The following is a 15,428-nucleotide window of genomic DNA, read 5'->3' on the forward strand; positions in this document are numbered from 1 at the left end:
TTGCCTGAGGTTGCGGCGCTCGCGCCGTCGGTCTGGTCCTGCTTGCTTATTTGCCTGGTGCTGTATCGATTGTCGCCGCCGCGCCCTTCCCGCCGCGTTCCTGCCACGCCTCGCGCGCCGCACGCGAACGTGCAAACACGGTTTCGAGCGCTGCACCGTCGCCGGCGTCGATGGCCGCGCGCAGCCTGGCCAGCACCTCAGTGTAGCCGTCGAGTTCGGCGAGCAGCGCGGCGCGGTTCGCGAGGCACACGTCGCGCCACATTTCGGGGCTCGACGCGGCAATGCGCGTGAAGTCGCGGAAGCCGCCCGCGGCGAACGAGAATTTCAGCTGGGCGTCGGGCGACGCGAGAATCTGGTCGACGAGCGCAAACGACAACACATGCGGCAGATGACTCACCGACGCGAACACGCGATCGTGCTGCGCGGCCGGCATCTCGCCGATCACGGCGCCCGTGGCGCGCCACATCGCAGCGATGCGCTCGACTGCTGCCGGCGCGTTTTCCGCGAGCGGGCACAGCACGACGTTGCGGCCGACATAAAGATCGGGCAACGCGGCGTCGACGCCGCTCGACTCGCGCCCGGCGATCGGATGCCCCGGCACGAACTGGGCGATGCGCGCGCCGAGCGCGGCACGGGCCGCGGCGATCACGTCGCTCTTGGTGCTGCCGGCGTCGGTCACGATGGTTGCCTGCCCCAGGTGCGGCGCGATGCGCTCGAGCAGCGCCTGGGTTTGCGCGACGGGAGCCGCGATCAGCACGATATCGGCGCCGGCGAGCGCGGCGGCGAGCGCCGCTTCGTCGTCGAGCGTCGCGGCGGCGTCGATCACGCCCAGTTCGAGCGCGCGCGATACCGACTTTGCGCTGCGGCCCACGCCGATCACCTGCGCGCCCTGGCCGCCGTGCGAACCGCGCTCGCGCAACGCGCGCGCGAGCGACCCGCCGATCAGGCCCACGCCGAAAATCACCAGTTTGTTAAACGAAAACGCACTCACGACGTCACCGAAAAAGGTAAGGGTTGCGCGCTCACGGCGCGCTCATTGGGCACCAAGCGCGCGCTCGAGGGCCGCGACGAATGCCGCGTTCTCCTCGGGCAAGCCGATCGTCACACGCAGCCACTGCGGCAGGCCGTAGTTGCCCACCGGACGCACGATCACGGCTTGCTTGAGCAGCGCGAGATTCACGCGCTCGCCGGCGCCGTCGTCCGCTGCGTCCTTCGCCACGCGCACCAGCACGAAATTGCCGTCCGACGGCACGTATTCGAGGCCGAGGCGCTCGAATGCCGCGGTGAGCGTGCGATAGCCCGCGGCGTTGAGCGCCGCACTGCGCTCGAGGAACGGCATGTCGCCGAGCGCGGCAATCGCAGCGGCCTGCGCGAGCGTGTTGACGTTGAACGGCTGGCGCAGACGGTTGAGCAGATCGATCAGTTCCGGCTGTGCGATCGCGAAGCCGATACGCAGGCCGGCGAGTCCGTAGGCTTTCGAGAACGTGCGCGAAACGAGCAGGTTCGGATAGCGGCGCACCCACGCGATCGAGTCATAGCGCTTCTCAGCCGCGAGGTATTCCGTGTACGCCTCGTCGAGCACGACCGCGACATGCGCGGGCACCTTCGCGATGAACGCCTCGAGCGTCGCGCCGTCGACGAACGTCCCGGTCGGGTTGTTCGGGTTCGCCACGAACACAAGACGCGTATCTTCGTCGATCGCCGCCAGCATCGCGTCGAGATCGTGGCCGTAGCGCACCGCCGGCGTCACGATATGGCGCGCGCCGAGGCCCTGGGTCGCGAGTGCGTAGACGGCGAACGAGTACTGCGAATAAACGATCGCCTGACCGCGCTCGACGAACGCATGCGCGGCCATTTCGAGAATGTCGTTGCTGCCGTTGCCGAGCGTGATCCATTCGGACGGCACGTCGTAGCGCGCGGCCAGCGCGGCCTTCAACTCGAACGCGTTCGAATCGGGATAGCGGCCCAGTTCGCTCGCCGCCTGCACGATCGCGCGTTGCGCCGATTCGGGCATACCGAGCGGATTCTCGTTCGACGCGAGCTTCACGATGCGCGCTTCGTCGAGTCCGAACTCGCGCGCGACTTCGGAAATCGGTTTGCCGGCGATGTAAGGCGCGATAGCGCGCACATACGAGGGGCCGAATTGCGTGGTCATGCGTCTCTCCAGGGCTCAAGGCGCCGGGCGTACAACGGTCTCAACCGGGCGGATCGGCAAAGGCGCGCCGCCCGGCATCCTCATGCGGCGGGCGGCGGTTGGCGGCAAGCCGCCCGCGCCTTCCGCGCGTTAGCGTGCGCGCGGATACGAGCCAAGGATCTTCAGATACGCGGCCTTCTTGCTGAGTTCGTCGAGCGCGGCGGCCACGGCGGGTTCGTCGCGATGACCTTCGAAGTCGATGTAGAAGTAGTACTCCCACGTGCTGCCAAGGCGCGCCGGCCGCGATTCGAAACGCGTCATCGACACGCTGTGGCGCGCGAGCGGCTCGAGCAGCTTGTACACCGCGCCCGGCTCGTTCTTCACCGACACGATCATCGAGGTCTGGTCGCGACCCGTCGCGCCAGCCGGTTGCTTGCCGATCATCACGAAGCGCGTGCGGTTGTGCGGGTCGTCCTGGATCAGCGCGTTCGCGATCAGCAGACCGTAGTGCGTGGCGGCGCGATCGCCCGCAATCGCGGCGACCGTCGGGTCGGCGGCGGCGAGACGTGCGGCCTCCGCATTGCTCGACACGCTCTGACGCTCGAGCTGCGGCGCGTTCGCCGTCAACCAGTGCTGGCACTGCGCAAGCGCCTGCGGATGCGCGCACACGCGCGTCACGCCTTGCAGGTTGCCGCTTTGCGTCATCAGATTGTGCTGAATCGGCAACGCGATTTCGCCGCCAATGACGAGTTGCGTTTCGAGGAACAGGTCGAGCGTGCGCGAAACGGCGCCCTCGGTCGAGTTCTCGACCGGCACGACGCCGAACTCGGCGGCGCCCGCCTCGACCGAGCGGAACACCTCGTCGATCGACGGGCACGGCAGACCTTCGATCGACTGACCGAAGTACTGGTACATCGCCTGTTCGCTATAGGTGCCGACCGGGCCGAGGAACGCGGCCGAAATCGTCTTTTCGAGCGAACGGCTCGCGGCCATGATCTCGCGCCAGATCGCGCTGATGTGATCGTTGCCGAGCGGGCCGTCGCTCATGTTCTGCAGGCGCTCGATCACCTGTTGCTCGCGCTCCGGGCGAAACACCGGCGCGTTGAAATGCTTCTTGACCTCGCCCACTTCGAGCGCGACCGAGGCGCGCTGGTTCAGGAGCGCGATGAGCTGCGCGTCGATCGCATCGATGCGTTCGCGCAGCGGCTTGAGTTGGGAGTTGAGTTCGTCGTCCATGCGTGAAACCGGCAATCTGAAAGGATGCGCGCGGCGCCGCTTCGCCCGTGAGCGAGGAGCGCTTACGCGTGCTTCGCCTCGAATTCCTTCATGTACCCGACCAGCGCCTTCACTGCCTCGAGTGGCACCGCGTTGTAAATCGATGCCCGCATGCCGCCGACGGACTTGTGGCCCTTCAGCTGCAACAGCCCGCGCTCTTTGGCGCCGGCGAGGAAATCTGCGTTACGTGTTTCGTCGGCGAGGAAGAACGGCACGTTCATCCGCGAGCGCGCGCGGCGCTCCACCTTGTTGATATAGAAGCTGCTCGCGTCGATCGTGTCGTAGAGCAGCTTCGCTTTTTCCACATTGCGCGCCTCGATGACTTCGAGACCGCCCTGACGCTTCAACCACTTGAACACGAGGCCGGCGATATAGATCGCGTAGGTCGGCGGCGTGTTGAACATCGAATTGTTCGCGGCCACGGTCTTCCATTCGAACGCCGAAGGACAGATCGGCATCGAGCGGTCGAGCAGGTCCTCGCGCACGATCACGACCGTCACGCCCGCCATGCCGATGTTCTTCTGCGCGCCGCCGTAAAGCACGCCGTACTTGGCGATGTCCATCGGGCGCGAGAGGATGTGCGACGAGGCGTCGGCCACGAGCGGAATGTCGCCGAGGTCGGGAATCTCGAAGGTCTCGACGCCGTCGATCGTCTCGTTCGTGCACAGGTGCACGTAGGCGGGGTCGTCGGAGAGCTGCCACTCGCTCTTCGGCGGCGAATGCGTGAAGCCGGCCTCGGTGCGGCCCGTCGCGGCGATATGCGCTTCGCCGTACTTGAGCGCTTCCTTCTGTGACTTCTGCGACCAGGAGCCGGTCACGACGAAGTCGGCGCGCGGCTTCGAGCCAAACAGGTTGAGCGGCACGATCGCGTTTTCGCCGATGCCGCCGCCCTGCAGGAACAGGATCTGGTGACTTGCGGGGACCTGCATCAACTCGCGCAGATCGAGCAGCGCCTCGGCGTGGATCTGCATGAATTCCGGGCCGCGATGGCTCATTTCCATCACGCCCATGCCGCTGCCGTGCCAGTCGAGCATTTCATCAGCGGCCTGACGCAGGACTTCCTCTGGCAACGCTGCCGGTCCGGCTGAGAAGTTGTAGACGCGCATCGTAAAGGGATCCCCGAGGCAGGCGCTGTGGCAAAAACCGCCGGAAAACACGCCAGAAAAAAGAAAATGGCCGCTTGCGCTCACCGCGCAAACGACCATTATCGCATTGTCGCCGGGAACCCGCCACGCACGGCGCGGCGGTGGGCTCCCCGGTCTATGCGGCCGATCCGGCCCCGCTATCGTACGTCATGGCTGCGGACCAGAAGGGCTTAACTGCCAGGCTTACTTGCCGACCTTGACCGAAGCGACTTCCTTGTCGGCCTGGTCGCGCGTTGCCTTGATCGACTGCGGCATGTACTTCTGCATCAGGCTGTTCACGACGTCGCGGCCAACCTGGTCTTGAACCTGAATGAACTTGCGGCCGGTCGGGCTGCGGTAGAACGTCGTCAGGTCCTTGATTTCCTGCGTGCTGTAGTACTTCGCGTAGGCGTCGTACTGAGCTTGCATGGCGTCCGTCTTGAACGAGTCGGTCGCGAAGACCTGGCCTGCCGAGTCAACCAGCTTCGGCACGGCATTCTTCTGCAGCGACGGAACGGCAGCTTGCTTCTGCTTGTCCGTCATCGTCTTGTTTTCCGAGAGCGCGTCCGACAGGATCGCCGGGACGAGCTGCTTGGCTTGCATCTGGGCGCTGTTGCCGATTGCGCCGACGAGCTTCTGTGCGTCGATCGCGTCGAGCAGGTCCTTGATCGCGGCTTGCTTGGCCGGATCGACGGGTGCTGCAGCCGCTGCCGGTGCCTGGGGGGCGGGCGCCTGGTTCTGGAGCGCCTGAGCCATGGCAAACGTCGGCACGAGAGCGGCCAGCAACATCACCTGCTTGAATCGTTTTTGCATCATTACTCCCTTTGAGAAATTAATCGATTTGCACTGCCGCGCGGACTGCGGGGCGCCGCGTTACGCTATGCGCCCGCTCACCGGTCCGCCCGGCATACCATTCATTTCGCTGACACTAACAAGGTTCGCTGAAACCCACCTTAAAGCCCGCGTAAGCGCATCGATTGAACACGCTTGTGCGGGCCCGGATAACGCATCACTCTTCGCCTTCGCCCGCTTCGCCCTCACCTTCTGCGTCCGCTTCGGCGACCTGCTGCAGTCCGGAAAGCTTCGTACCTTCGTCAAGGCTGATGAGTGTAACACCTTGCGTTGCACGGCCCATTTCGCGAATTTCCGACACGCGGGTGCGAATCAAAACGCCCGTGGTGGTGATCAACATGATCTGCGCTTCGGAGTCGACGAGTGTGGCCGCAACCACCTTGCCGTTACGCTCCGAAGTCTGGATCGCGATCATGCCCTTCGTGCCGCGGCCATGGCGCGTGTACTCCGTGATCGGGGTGCGCTTGCCGTAGCCGTTCTCGGTTGCGGTGAGCACCGACTGCTGCTCGTCGCCCGCCACGAGGAGCGCGATGACCTGCTGATTGTCTTCGAGCTGCATGCCGCGCACGCCGCGCGCTTCGCGGCCCATCGGGCGCACGTCGTTCTCGTCGAAGCGCACCGCCTTGCCGGCGTCGGAGAACAGCATCACGTCGTGTTCGCCGTCGGTGATCGCTGCGCCGATCAGGTAGTCGCCGTCGTCGAGACCGACCGCAATAATACCCTTGCGCAACGGGCGGCTAAAGGCTTCGAGCGGCGTCTTCTTTACCGTGCCGAGCGCGGTGGCCATGAAAACAAACTTGTCAGCCGAGAATTCCTTGACCGGCAGCACGACCGTGATCTTCTCGCCATCCTGCAGCGGGAACATGTTGACGATCGGACGGCCGCGCGAGTTGCGCGAACCCTGCGGCACCTCATACACCTTCACCCAGTACACGCGGCCGCGATTCGAGAAGCACAGGATGTGGTCGTGCGTGTTGGCAATGAAGAGCGTGTCGATCCAGTCGTCGTCCTTCATCGAAGTCGCCTGCTTGCCGCGACCTCCGCGCTTTTGGGCACGATATTCCGACAACGGCTGCGATTTCACATAACCGGCGTGCGACATGGTCACGACCATGTCCTGCGGCGTGATCAGGTCTTCGGTGTTGAGCTCCGTGGCGTTCATCTCGATCTTCGAGCGGCGGGCGTCGCCGAATTCGCTCTTGATCGAGGTGAGTTCGTCGGAGATCATGACAGTTACGCGCTCGGGGCGCGCAAGGATGTCGAGCAGGTCGGCGATCTGCGCCATCACTTCGCGGTACTCGCCGATGATCTTGTCCTGCTCCAGGCCGGTCAGGCGCTGGAGGCGCATTTGCAGGATTTCCTGCGCCTGCGTGTCCGACAGACGGTAGAGGCCGTCGGACTGCATACCATATTGCGGGTTCAGCCCTTCCGGACGGTAGGCTTCGCGCCCGCCCGCCGCCGCGTTGTCCTGCTCCGCGCGCGTGAGCATCTCGCGCACGAGCGACGAGTCCCACGAACGGTTCATCAACTCCTGCTTCGCGATGGGCGGCGTCGGCGCCGCCTTGATCAGCTCGATGAAATCGTCGATGTTCGCGAGCGCAACAGCGAGACCTTCGAGCACGTGGCCACGTTCGCGCGCCTTGCGCAGTTCGTACACCGTGCGACGCGTGAGCACTTCGCGGCGATGCGAGAGGAAATGCTCGAGCATTTCCTTCAGGTTCAGCAGCTTCGGCTGGTTGTCCACGAGCGCGACCATGTTCATGCCGAACGTGTCCTGCAGCTGCGTCGCCTTGTAAAGATTGTTGAGGATGACCTCGGGCACTTCGCCGCGCTTGAGCTCGATCACGACACGCATGCCGCTCTTGTCGGATTCGTCGCGAATATCGGAGATGCCTTCGAGCTTCTTCTCGTTGACGAGCTCGGCAATGCGTTCGAGCAACGAACGCTTGTTCACCTGATACGGCAACTCGTCGACGATGATCGCCATACGTTGACCGCGATCAATTTCCTCGAAGTGCGTGGCCGCGCGCATCACGACGCGGCCGCGGCCGGTGCGATAGCCGTCGCGCACGCCGGCGACGCCATAAATAATGCCGGCGGTCGGAAAGTCGGGTGCGGGAATGATCTCGATCAGCTCGTCGACCGTTGCCTGCGGGCTCTTCAGCAGATGCTGGCAAGCGTCGACGACTTCATTGAGATTGTGCGGCGGAATGTTCGTGGCCATGCCGACCGCGATACCCGACGAACCGTTGATGAGCAGGTTCGGAATGCGCGCGGGGAGGATCTGCGGCTCGCTCTCGCTGCCGTCGTAGTTCGGCCCGAAGTCGACCGTTTCCTTGTCGATGTCGGCCAGCAGCTCGTGCCCGATCTTCGCCATGCGGATTTCGGTGTATCGCATGGCGGCGGCGTTGTCGCCGTCGATGGAGCCGAAGTTGCCCTGGCCGTCGACCAGCATGTAGCGCAGCGAAAAATCCTGCGCCATCCGCACGATCGTGTCGTAGACAGCCGTGTCGCCGTGGGGGTGGTACTTACCGATGACGTCGCCGACGATACGCGCCGACTTCTTGTAAGCGCGGTTCCAGTCGTTATTCAGCTCGTGCATTGCGTAGAGCACGCGCCGGTGGACGGGCTTCAGGCCGTCACGAACATCCGGAAGTGCTCGCCCGACGATCACGCTCATCGCGTAATCGAGATACGAGCGGCGCATTTCCTCCTCGAGGGAGATTGGCAGAGTCTCTTTGGCGAATTGATCCATTATCGATGTCTTATTTGGGCACGCGGTGTGCTAACGCCTCGCCCCAACTGGAAGAGCGCAGGTCGCCGCAGTCACCGCGGGACGCCCAGCTGTCGCATGGACGCCGCGGACGCAGCGCATCACGCAATTCTACCATGCACGACACCCTCGCCCGCCGTCTGCGTATACCTATTAGAGGAGTGAAGCCGAACGGCTCAAAAGCGCCTTGAGCGTGGCGCAAACGCCGCAGTGAGAACCGGAATCGGATGCATCGCCACCGATTTGGATGACAATGTGTGACGCTCACGCTACCCAGGCGCAATACCAGGTAAAATTAAGGGAACTTTTTTGTTGCGGGCGTACCACGTTCGACCAACCGCAGTGAAAGGGGCGGATTTTTTTTATCGTTGGAGGGGAACGATATGGCAAAATGCCAACGCACAAAGTTAGACACTGCTCGAAGTCTACACAACGCAAAGCGTTCCCCACAACTTGCCAATGTTATACTTCGAGCAATGTATGACTTGTCTTCGTCATATGGCTCGCAGTAAACCTGCGGTAATCTCAATTTCGAGAGGAGAAATATGAATAAACTTTCAAAGCTCGCGTTCATTGCAGCTACCGCAGTTGTGGCTGCATCCGCTCAGGCACAATCGGTGCCGGCGTCGCGACAAGCCGTCAATGACAACTGGGTGAATGGTACCGGCGAATACGTGTGGATGAACGGCACGAACGAGCTTTGCTGGCGCGATGCATTCTGGACGCCGGCCACCGCCAACGCCAAGTGCGATGGCGCCCTGGTCGCCCAGGCACCGCAGCCGCCGGTCGCTCCGCCGCCGCCGGCCATCACCAGCCAGAAGATCACGTACCAGGCTGACGCCCTGTTCGACTTCGACAAGGCCATCCTGAAGCCGGCTGGCAAGGAAAAGCTGGACGACCTGGCAAGCAAGATCCAGGCTCTGAACCTCGAAGTCGTCGTCGCGACGGGCTACACCGACCGTATCGGCTCGGTTGCCTACAACGACCGTCTGTCGCTGCGCCGTGCGCAAGCCGTCAAGTCGTACCTGGTCAGCAAGGGCGTTCCGGCAGAGCGTATCTACACGGAAGGCAAGGGCAAGCGCAACCCGGTTACGACGGGCTGCAACCAGAAGAACCGCAAGGCTCTCATCGCCTGCCTCGCACCGGACCGTCGCGTGGAAGTCGAAGTCGTCGGCACGCAAAAGCAGTAATCGCGAGCTCTCGACCGCAAGTCTCAAAAGCCCCGCTTCGGCGGGGCTTTTTTTATCCCGCGTTTTATCCTTCTTTCATTTCGCCTGTCTCCGCGCGGCTTGATCGTTCCGGAAAGCCTGACGGCACGGCGCGGCATTTTGCTGCCCTGTGCACCCGCCTGTATACTCGGGGCTTATTCTTTCCGACCCGCACCGCGCTTCAGGCTGCCACGACATGACGAATGCCGATCCCCACGAGCTGCAGAAATTCAGCGATCTCGCTCATCGCTGGTGGGACCCGAACGCCGAATTCAAGCCGCTGCACGAACTCAACCCCGTTCGCCTGCGCTGGATAGACAGCCATGCGCATCTGCCGTCCAAGCGCGTGCTCGACATCGGCTGCGGCGGCGGCATCCTCTCCGAATCGATGGCGGGGCTTGGCGCAACCGTAAAAGGCATCGACCTGTCGCGCGAGGCGCTCGGCGTGGCCGACCTGCATAGCCTCGAGAGCGGCGTGACGGTGGACTACGAGCTGATCGCGGCCGAAGCGATCGCCGCGCGCGAACCGGCGTCGTTCGACGTCGTGACCTGCATGGAAATGCTCGAACACGTGCCACAGCCCGCCGAGGTCGTGAAGGCCTGCGCAACGCTCGTGAAGCCTGGCGGCTGGGTGTTCTTTTCGACGCTCAATCGCAACGTGAAGTCGTATCTGCTCGCCGTAATCGGCGCGGAATACATCGCGCAGATGCTGCCCAAGGGCACGCACGACTACGCGCGCTTCATCCGCCCCTCGGAGCTTGCCGCGTTCGTGCGCGACGCCGGCCTGCACGTCGCCGAGATCAAGGGCATCACGTATAACCCGCTCACGCGGCACTTCGCGCTTTCGAACGACTCCAGCGTCAATTACATGATCGCCTGCCGGCGCGACGCCTGACGGCATATGCACGAGCGGCGCCGCCGGTTCCCCCTGCTCCGGCGGCATTTCCTGCACACCGGCGCGCCGCGCCATTGCTTCCAGACATGAACTCACCCACGAACGCCCAACCTGCCGCGGACAGCGCCGCAGCGCTTGCCGCCTGCGGCGCCGTGCTGTTCGACTTCGACGGCACGCTCGCCGATACGGCCCCCGACCTCGCCGCCGCCGTCAACCAGATGCGCCACGCGCGCGGCCTCGCGCCCACGCCGCTCGAGAAGCTGCGTCCGCTTGCTTCGGCGGGCGCGCGCGGCCTGCTTGGCGGCGCGTTCGGGATCGGCCCCGACGATCGCGAGTTCGCCGCCATGCGTGAGGAGTTTCTCGCCAACTACGAGGCGAATCTGCGCATCGAAACGGCGCTCTTCGCGGGTATCGACGCGGTCCTCGACGACCTCGACGCCCGCGGCGTGCGCTGGGGCATCGTGACCAACAAGGTCGCCCGTCTCACCGAGCCGCTCGTGAAGCTGATGCATCTGGACACGCGCGCAAGCTGCGTGGTGAGCGGCGACACGACGCCCTATTCCAAGCCGCATCCGGCGCCGTTGCTGCACGCGGCCGAGGCGCTCGGCATTGCGCCGCAGCGCGTGGTCTACGTCGGCGACGATCTGCGCGACGTGCAGGCGGGCGCCGCGGCGGGTATGGCGACGATCGCCGCCGCCTATGGCTACTGCGGCAACGACGTGCCACCCTCGCAGTGGAGCGCGCAATATGTCGCCGACACCACGGCGACGCTGTTCGCCCTGCTTCAGCACATCCGCAAGCCGGCCTGAGGCGACGTAAAAGCGGCGTTTGAGTGCGAACAGCCCGCGCGCCCTTGAACCGGGCGCGGTTCGCCTCATATGGCGAACTATGGGATAATTGTCCCTTCCTCTGGGGCCGACCTGGTTTCGACAGGGGTTACGAAGTAATCAGGGCATGCCGAGGACCCGTCACCTCGTTAATCAATGGGAAAAACGTAACTGCAAACGACGATACGTTCGCACTGGCAGCCTAACGGCCGCCGTCCTCTGCCTGGCTCACTGACGGGCTAGCGTCGCAAGACCGGTAGCAATACCGCCAGAGGTCATTTACGTCAGTTAAGCCTTGGTGGCGTCACGACGCCAAGGTCGAAAATCTAGTGAATCGCCGTAGCGCAGCGTGTTCGTCCGCGTCGCTCCGGTTAAATCAAATGACAGAACTACGCATGTAGAACTGGTTATGGACTGCTTCTGGACGCGGGTTCGATTCCCGCCGGCTCCACCAGATATTTCCGGTCGTCCACGACGAACGGACTCGAGCCTCGGCGCCGCAAGGCTGTCGGGGCTTTTTGCTTGCCACGGTCCCGACGCCGGCCGCGGCGGCACGGCGCACAAAAAAACTCGCGACAGCCTGTTCGGGCTTCGCGAGTTTTTCTTTGCTCCACAGGCGGCGCGACTTTCGCGCGCGCCTCCAGGTCATCAATTGTCCTGCGGGCACTGCAGATTACAGCCGTTCTGATCACCCAGATCGCCACGCTTGCGTGCGGCGCTCGGCTTGCCATGCTGATACTTGGCCGACGGCGCCGAAGCGGCGAACTGCATCTGTGGATGCTCGTTGAACTTGAACTGATCGCTCAGAATGCCACCCGGCACGCCCGGCGAGTTCTGCGCAAAGGCAACGTTGAATGTAGCCAACAACGCTGCCGCCGTAGCGGCAGCAGCACCAACTTTGAGGACAAATTTCATGGTCGATCGGCGCGACGGGCGCGCAACTGAAACGTGAGAGCGAATACAAACTGAAAGTATCACAAAAAGCGCCTCAGTCTGCAGCGTAGTCCGGCCAATCCGTTGCCTTCTATTACAACGGCCGTGCCTCGCCCTCGCGCGGCCCGCCCCACGCGGCTTCGAGCTCCACCACGTCGCCGCACGACGCCGGATCGTATCCCTCCAGTTGCGCAACGGACGCACGGAACCCCGCGCCGCGCAGCAAACCCAGCACGGTCGCCAGCGGCTCGTGCGCGAGATGGCCGCGATCGCAGGCAAAGTAGTAGTCTTCGTCGGCGATCTCGATGAAATCGAGCCCGAAATGGTGCGCAGCCGGCGCTACGCCGAAGCCCACGTCGGCCATCCCGCTGGCCACGAACGCGGCGATCGCCGAATGCGTGAGTTCCGACGACGCGTAGCCGTTCACGCGCTCGGGATCGACGCCGATGCGTGTCAGCAGCAGATCGATCAGCATGCGCGTGCCCGAACCCGGCTGCCGGTTCACGAAGCGGATATCGCCGCGCGCGAGGTCGGCGAGACCCGTGACCTGCTTCGGGTTGCCGCGTCCGACCAGGAGTCCCTGCTTGCGCTGCGTGAGATGAATGAGCACGTGCCGCTGCGGATCGAGCCAGCCGCGGTAGGCGTTGGCGCAGGCGGCCCGAAAGTCGCCGCGCGGCAGATGAAAGCCTGCGAGATCGCATTCGCCGCGCGCGAGCGCGGTGATTGCGTCGACGCTGTCGCGGTACTTGATCTCCACGGGCACCTGGTCGGCGACGAGCGCAGTCACGAGCGCCGCCACCGCATAGCCGTGCGAAGCATGGATGCGCAGATCCTGCGCATCGGGCGCGAGCCAGCGGTTCAGGTCGCTCGCCACTTCACTGGCCAGCGCCTCGAGGTTGCCCTGCAGCCGCTCCCCGCACAGGCGCTGCGAGCGCAGCACGGCCTCGCCCAGTTCGGAGAGCACGGACCCGCGGCCGCGCGCTTTCGCGATCAACGCGCCCCCCAGGCGCTCCTCCACTTCGCGCAAAACGCCCCACGCATGGCGATAGGACAAACCCTTACGCTGCGCGGCCTGCGCAATGCTGCCTTCCTCGGCGACGAGCGCAAGCAACGGCACAACGTCCGTCAGGCTTGCCTCGCGGCCTTCCACGTCGCGCACGACTAGCTGCGCATGGCACTCGACCTTGATCATTATGAAATATTCCTTCCTATTGCGTCCGCCTTTCCACGGGCCTATTGTTCGGTCAGACAACAAGACAACCGCAGCATAGATGCACACTTTATGAATAACAAGTGCATATATGCCCAGGAGAAGCCCCATGATGGAAGAGACAACTGTTAGCGCGCCGGACGATCTCGTCCAGCGTCACGCGCAACCAGGCCGCACACTGCTTGCGATCCTGCATGCGATCCAGGACGAAGTCGGCTTCGTGCCGCCGGCCACGGTCGTGCCGCTCTCGAAGGCGCTGAATCTTTCGCGCGCCGAGGTCCACGGCGTGATCACCTACTATCACCACTTCCGCACTGCGCCGCCCGCGCCGGTCACGGTCCAGCTGTGCCGCGCCGAGGCCTGCCGCAGCATGGGCAGCGAGGCGCTCGCGCAGCACGTCGAGGCGCATACCGGCTGCCGGTTCGGACAGCACGGCCACGACGCCGGACACGCGCACACGCATGACGGCCCGGTCGCGCTGGAGTCGGTCTATTGCCTCGGCCAATGCGCGCTCTCGCCCGCCATGATGATTAACGGCACGTTGCACGCAAAAGTGACCCCGCAGAAGTTCGACAAGCTCTACGCTGCCGCGCTCGCGACCGTGCGCACCGAGGAGGCCGCATGACCCGCGTCTACGTTCCCCGCGACTCCTCGGCCCTCGCGCTCGGCGCGGACGCCATCGCCGAGGCCATCGAACGCGAAGCCGCCGCGCGCGGCACGAGCATCGAGCTCGTGCGCAACGGCTCGCGCGGCCTGCTTTATCTCGAACCGCTCGTCGAAATCGAAACGCCGGACGGCCGCGTCGGCTACGCGAACGTCGAAGCCGATGAAGTCGGCGCCCTCTTCGACGCCGGCTTCCTGCAAGGCGGCCAGCACGCACGCAGCGTCGGCCTCGTCGAGCAGATTCCGTATCTGCGCAAGCAGCAGCGGCTCACGTTCGCGCGCATCGGCATCACCGACCCGCTTTCCACCGACGACTACGTCGCCCACGGCGGCCTCGAAGGGCTGCGCAATGCGTTGAAGATGACCGGCGCCGATATCTGCGAAGCGCTGGTCGAGTCGGGCCTGCGCGGCCGCGGCGGCGCGGCGTTCCCGGCCGGCATCAAGTGGCGCACGGTCGCGAAAGCGCAAGCCGACCAGAAGTACATCGTCTGCAATGCCGACGAAGGCGATTCGGGCACGTTCTCCGACCGCCTCGTCATGGAAAGCGATCCGTACGTGCTGATCGAAGGCATGACGATCGCGGGCATCGCGGTGGGCGCGACCGTTGGCCATATCTACGTGCGCAGCGAGTATCCGCATTCGATCGATGCGCTCGAAGAAGCCATCCGCCGCGCACGCGCGGCGGGCTGGCTCGGCGACGACGTGCTCGGCAGCGGTAAGCGCTTCGAGCTGTTCGTGGCCGAGGGCGCGGGCGCTTACGTGTGCGGCGAGGAAACGGCGCTGCTCGAGTCGCTCGAAGGCAAGCGCGGCATCGTGCGCGCCAAGCCGCCGCTGCCCGCGCTCTCCGGCCTCTACGGCAAGCCCACGGTCATCAACAACGTCATCACGCTCGCCACGGTGCCGATCATCTTTGCCAGGGGCGCGGCATTCTACAAGGACTTCGGCATGGGTCGCTCGCGCGGCACGCTGCCGTTCCAGCTCGCGGGCAATATCGCGCGCGGTGGGCTCGTGGAGCTTGCATTCGGCGTGACCTTGCGCGAGCTGATGGTCGACTACGGCGGCGGCACCGCCAGCGGCCGTCCGGCGCGCGCCGTGCAGGTGGGCGGCCCGCTCGGCACCTATCTGCCCGAAAGCCAGTGGGACATTCCCATGGACTACGAAGCGTATGCGGCGGTTGGCGCGGTCGTGGGTCACGGCGGCCTCGTCGTCCACGACGACACGTCGAATCTCGCCGAACTCGCGCAGTACGCCATGGAGTTCTGCACGCTCGAATCGTGCGGCAAGTGCACGCCGTGCCGCATCGGCTCGACGCGCGGCGTCGAGGTGATCGCGAAGATCCGCAAGGGCGACACGTCCGAAAAGCAGGTCACGCTGCTGCGCGACCTGTGCGACACGATGGTGTCCGGCTCGCTGTGCGCGATGGGCGGCATGACGCCCTACCCGGTGATCTCCGCACTCAACCATTTCCCTGAAGATTTCGGTCTCGAACCCGTCGCCCAACAAGCAGGCCAACAACCGGCGGCCGCCTGAACGA

13 protein-coding genes and 1 other RNA gene are annotated in these 15,428 nt (G+C 64.5%); 6 read left to right on the forward strand and 8 right to left on the reverse strand.

The window, feature by feature from the left end; all coding sequences use genetic code 11:
* Nucleotides 1-46 precede the first annotated feature (46 nt).
* The 6 genes from AB4Y44_RS08590 to gyrA all read right to left on the reverse strand — a co-directional run bounded on the left by AB4Y44_RS08590 (nucleotide 47) and on the right by gyrA (nucleotide 8,140).
* Nucleotides 47-991 (reverse strand): prephenate dehydrogenase, encoded by a 945-nt coding sequence (locus AB4Y44_RS08590; RefSeq protein WP_368699229.1) that lies wholly within the window; start codon nucleotides 989-991, stop codon nucleotides 47-49.
* Nucleotides 992-1,033: 42 nt separating this feature from the next.
* Entirely contained in the window at nucleotides 1,034-2,155 is a 1,122-nt protein-coding gene (gene hisC, locus AB4Y44_RS08595) for a histidinol-phosphate transaminase (RefSeq protein WP_368699230.1), read from the reverse strand.
* Between the two features lie 129 nt (nucleotides 2,156-2,284).
* Complete coding sequence (gene pheA, locus AB4Y44_RS08600) at nucleotides 2,285-3,370, reverse strand: prephenate dehydratase (protein ID WP_069262643.1); 1,086 nt, start codon at nucleotides 3,368-3,370, stop codon at nucleotides 2,285-2,287.
* Between the two features lie 62 nt (nucleotides 3,371-3,432).
* Entirely contained in the window at nucleotides 3,433-4,515 is a 1,083-nt protein-coding gene (serC, locus tag AB4Y44_RS08605) for a 3-phosphoserine/phosphohydroxythreonine transaminase (protein ID WP_342924985.1), read from the reverse strand.
* A 222-nt stretch (nucleotides 4,516-4,737) separates the two neighbouring features.
* The gene (locus tag AB4Y44_RS08610; RefSeq protein WP_069262944.1) at nucleotides 4,738-5,346 is read right to left on the reverse strand and encodes a DUF2059 domain-containing protein; all 609 of its coding nucleotides are present in this window, start codon (nucleotides 5,344-5,346) and stop codon (nucleotides 4,738-4,740) included.
* 196 nt (nucleotides 5,347-5,542) lie between these two features.
* Nucleotides 5,543-8,140: a DNA gyrase subunit A gene (gene gyrA / locus AB4Y44_RS08615; protein ID WP_368699231.1), complete on the reverse strand. Its 2,598-nt coding sequence runs from the start codon at nucleotides 8,138-8,140 to the stop codon at nucleotides 5,543-5,545.
* Between the two features lie 563 nt (nucleotides 8,141-8,703).
* Here gyrA and ompA point away from each other — a divergent pair.
* From ompA to ssrA, 4 genes are all read left to right on the forward strand, one after another.
* Nucleotides 8,704-9,348, forward strand: coding sequence for an outer membrane protein OmpA (ompA, locus tag AB4Y44_RS08620; protein ID WP_042260999.1), 645 nt, complete (start codon nucleotides 8,704-8,706; stop codon nucleotides 9,346-9,348).
* 214 nt (nucleotides 9,349-9,562) lie between these two features.
* Entirely contained in the window at nucleotides 9,563-10,261 is a 699-nt protein-coding gene (gene ubiG / locus AB4Y44_RS08625) for a bifunctional 2-polyprenyl-6-hydroxyphenol methylase/3-demethylubiquinol 3-O-methyltransferase UbiG (RefSeq protein WP_342924987.1), read from the forward strand.
* An 86-nt stretch (nucleotides 10,262-10,347) separates the two neighbouring features.
* The gene (gph, locus tag AB4Y44_RS08630) at nucleotides 10,348-11,070 is read left to right on the forward strand and encodes a phosphoglycolate phosphatase (protein WP_342924988.1); all 723 of its coding nucleotides are present in this window, start codon (nucleotides 10,348-10,350) and stop codon (nucleotides 11,068-11,070) included.
* A 102-nt stretch (nucleotides 11,071-11,172) separates the two neighbouring features.
* Nucleotides 11,173-11,542, forward strand: a transfer-messenger RNA (tmRNA) gene (gene ssrA / locus AB4Y44_RS08635).
* Nucleotides 11,543-11,736: 194 nt separating this feature from the next.
* Here ssrA and AB4Y44_RS08640 read toward each other — a convergent pair.
* Together AB4Y44_RS08640 and AB4Y44_RS08645 are read right to left on the reverse strand one after the other, a co-directional pair.
* Entirely contained in the window at nucleotides 11,737-12,003 is a 267-nt protein-coding gene (locus AB4Y44_RS08640) for a hypothetical protein (protein WP_342924989.1), read from the reverse strand.
* A 112-nt stretch (nucleotides 12,004-12,115) separates the two neighbouring features.
* Nucleotides 12,116-13,213, reverse strand: coding sequence for a substrate-binding domain-containing protein (locus AB4Y44_RS08645; RefSeq protein WP_368699232.1), 1,098 nt, complete (start codon nucleotides 13,211-13,213; stop codon nucleotides 12,116-12,118).
* A gap of 130 nt (nucleotides 13,214-13,343) precedes the next feature.
* Between AB4Y44_RS08645 and AB4Y44_RS08650 the strand changes: the two genes are divergently transcribed.
* Nucleotides 13,344-13,856, forward strand: coding sequence for an NAD(P)H-dependent oxidoreductase subunit E (locus tag AB4Y44_RS08650; RefSeq protein WP_342925001.1), 513 nt, complete (start codon nucleotides 13,344-13,346; stop codon nucleotides 13,854-13,856).
* The gene (locus AB4Y44_RS08655; RefSeq protein WP_368699233.1) at nucleotides 13,853-15,424 is read left to right on the forward strand and encodes a formate dehydrogenase beta subunit; all 1,572 of its coding nucleotides are present in this window, start codon (nucleotides 13,853-13,855) and stop codon (nucleotides 15,422-15,424) included. Before AB4Y44_RS08650 ends, AB4Y44_RS08655 begins: the two co-directional genes overlap by 4 nt.
* Nucleotides 15,425-15,428: the final 4 nt, after the last annotated feature.

Origin of the sequence: Paraburkholderia sp. BR10937 (assembly GCF_040965695.1) — a bacterium.
Taxonomy (GTDB): domain Bacteria; phylum Pseudomonadota; class Gammaproteobacteria; order Burkholderiales; family Burkholderiaceae; genus Paraburkholderia.

Coding starts and splice junctions, on each gene's coding strand:
- AB4Y44_RS08650 (WP_342925001.1), top strand. CDS start 13,344: ATGGAAGAGACAACTGTTAGCGCGCCGGACGATCTCGTCCAGCGTCAC.
- hisC (WP_368699230.1), bottom strand. CDS start 2,155: ATGACCACGCAATTCGGCCCCTCGTATGTGCGCGCTATCGCGCCTTAC.
- AB4Y44_RS08645 (WP_368699232.1), bottom strand. CDS start 13,213: ATGATCAAGGTCGAGTGCCATGCGCAGCTAGTCGTGCGCGACGTGGAA.
- gyrA (WP_368699231.1), bottom strand. CDS start 8,140: ATGGATCAATTCGCCAAAGAGACTCTGCCAATCTCCCTCGAGGAGGAA.
- pheA (WP_069262643.1), bottom strand. CDS start 3,370: ATGGACGACGAACTCAACTCCCAACTCAAGCCGCTGCGCGAACGCATC.
- gph (WP_342924988.1), top strand. CDS start 10,348: ATGAACTCACCCACGAACGCCCAACCTGCCGCGGACAGCGCCGCAGCG.
- serC (WP_342924985.1), bottom strand. CDS start 4,515: ATGCGCGTCTACAACTTCTCAGCCGGACCGGCAGCGTTGCCAGAGGAA.
- AB4Y44_RS08610 (WP_069262944.1), bottom strand. CDS start 5,346: ATGCAAAAACGATTCAAGCAGGTGATGTTGCTGGCCGCTCTCGTGCCG.
- AB4Y44_RS08655 (WP_368699233.1), top strand. CDS start 13,853: ATGACCCGCGTCTACGTTCCCCGCGACTCCTCGGCCCTCGCGCTCGGC.
- ompA (WP_042260999.1), top strand. CDS start 8,704: ATGAATAAACTTTCAAAGCTCGCGTTCATTGCAGCTACCGCAGTTGTG.
- AB4Y44_RS08640 (WP_342924989.1), bottom strand. CDS start 12,003: ATGAAATTTGTCCTCAAAGTTGGTGCTGCTGCCGCTACGGCGGCAGCG.
- ubiG (WP_342924987.1), top strand. CDS start 9,563: ATGACGAATGCCGATCCCCACGAGCTGCAGAAATTCAGCGATCTCGCT.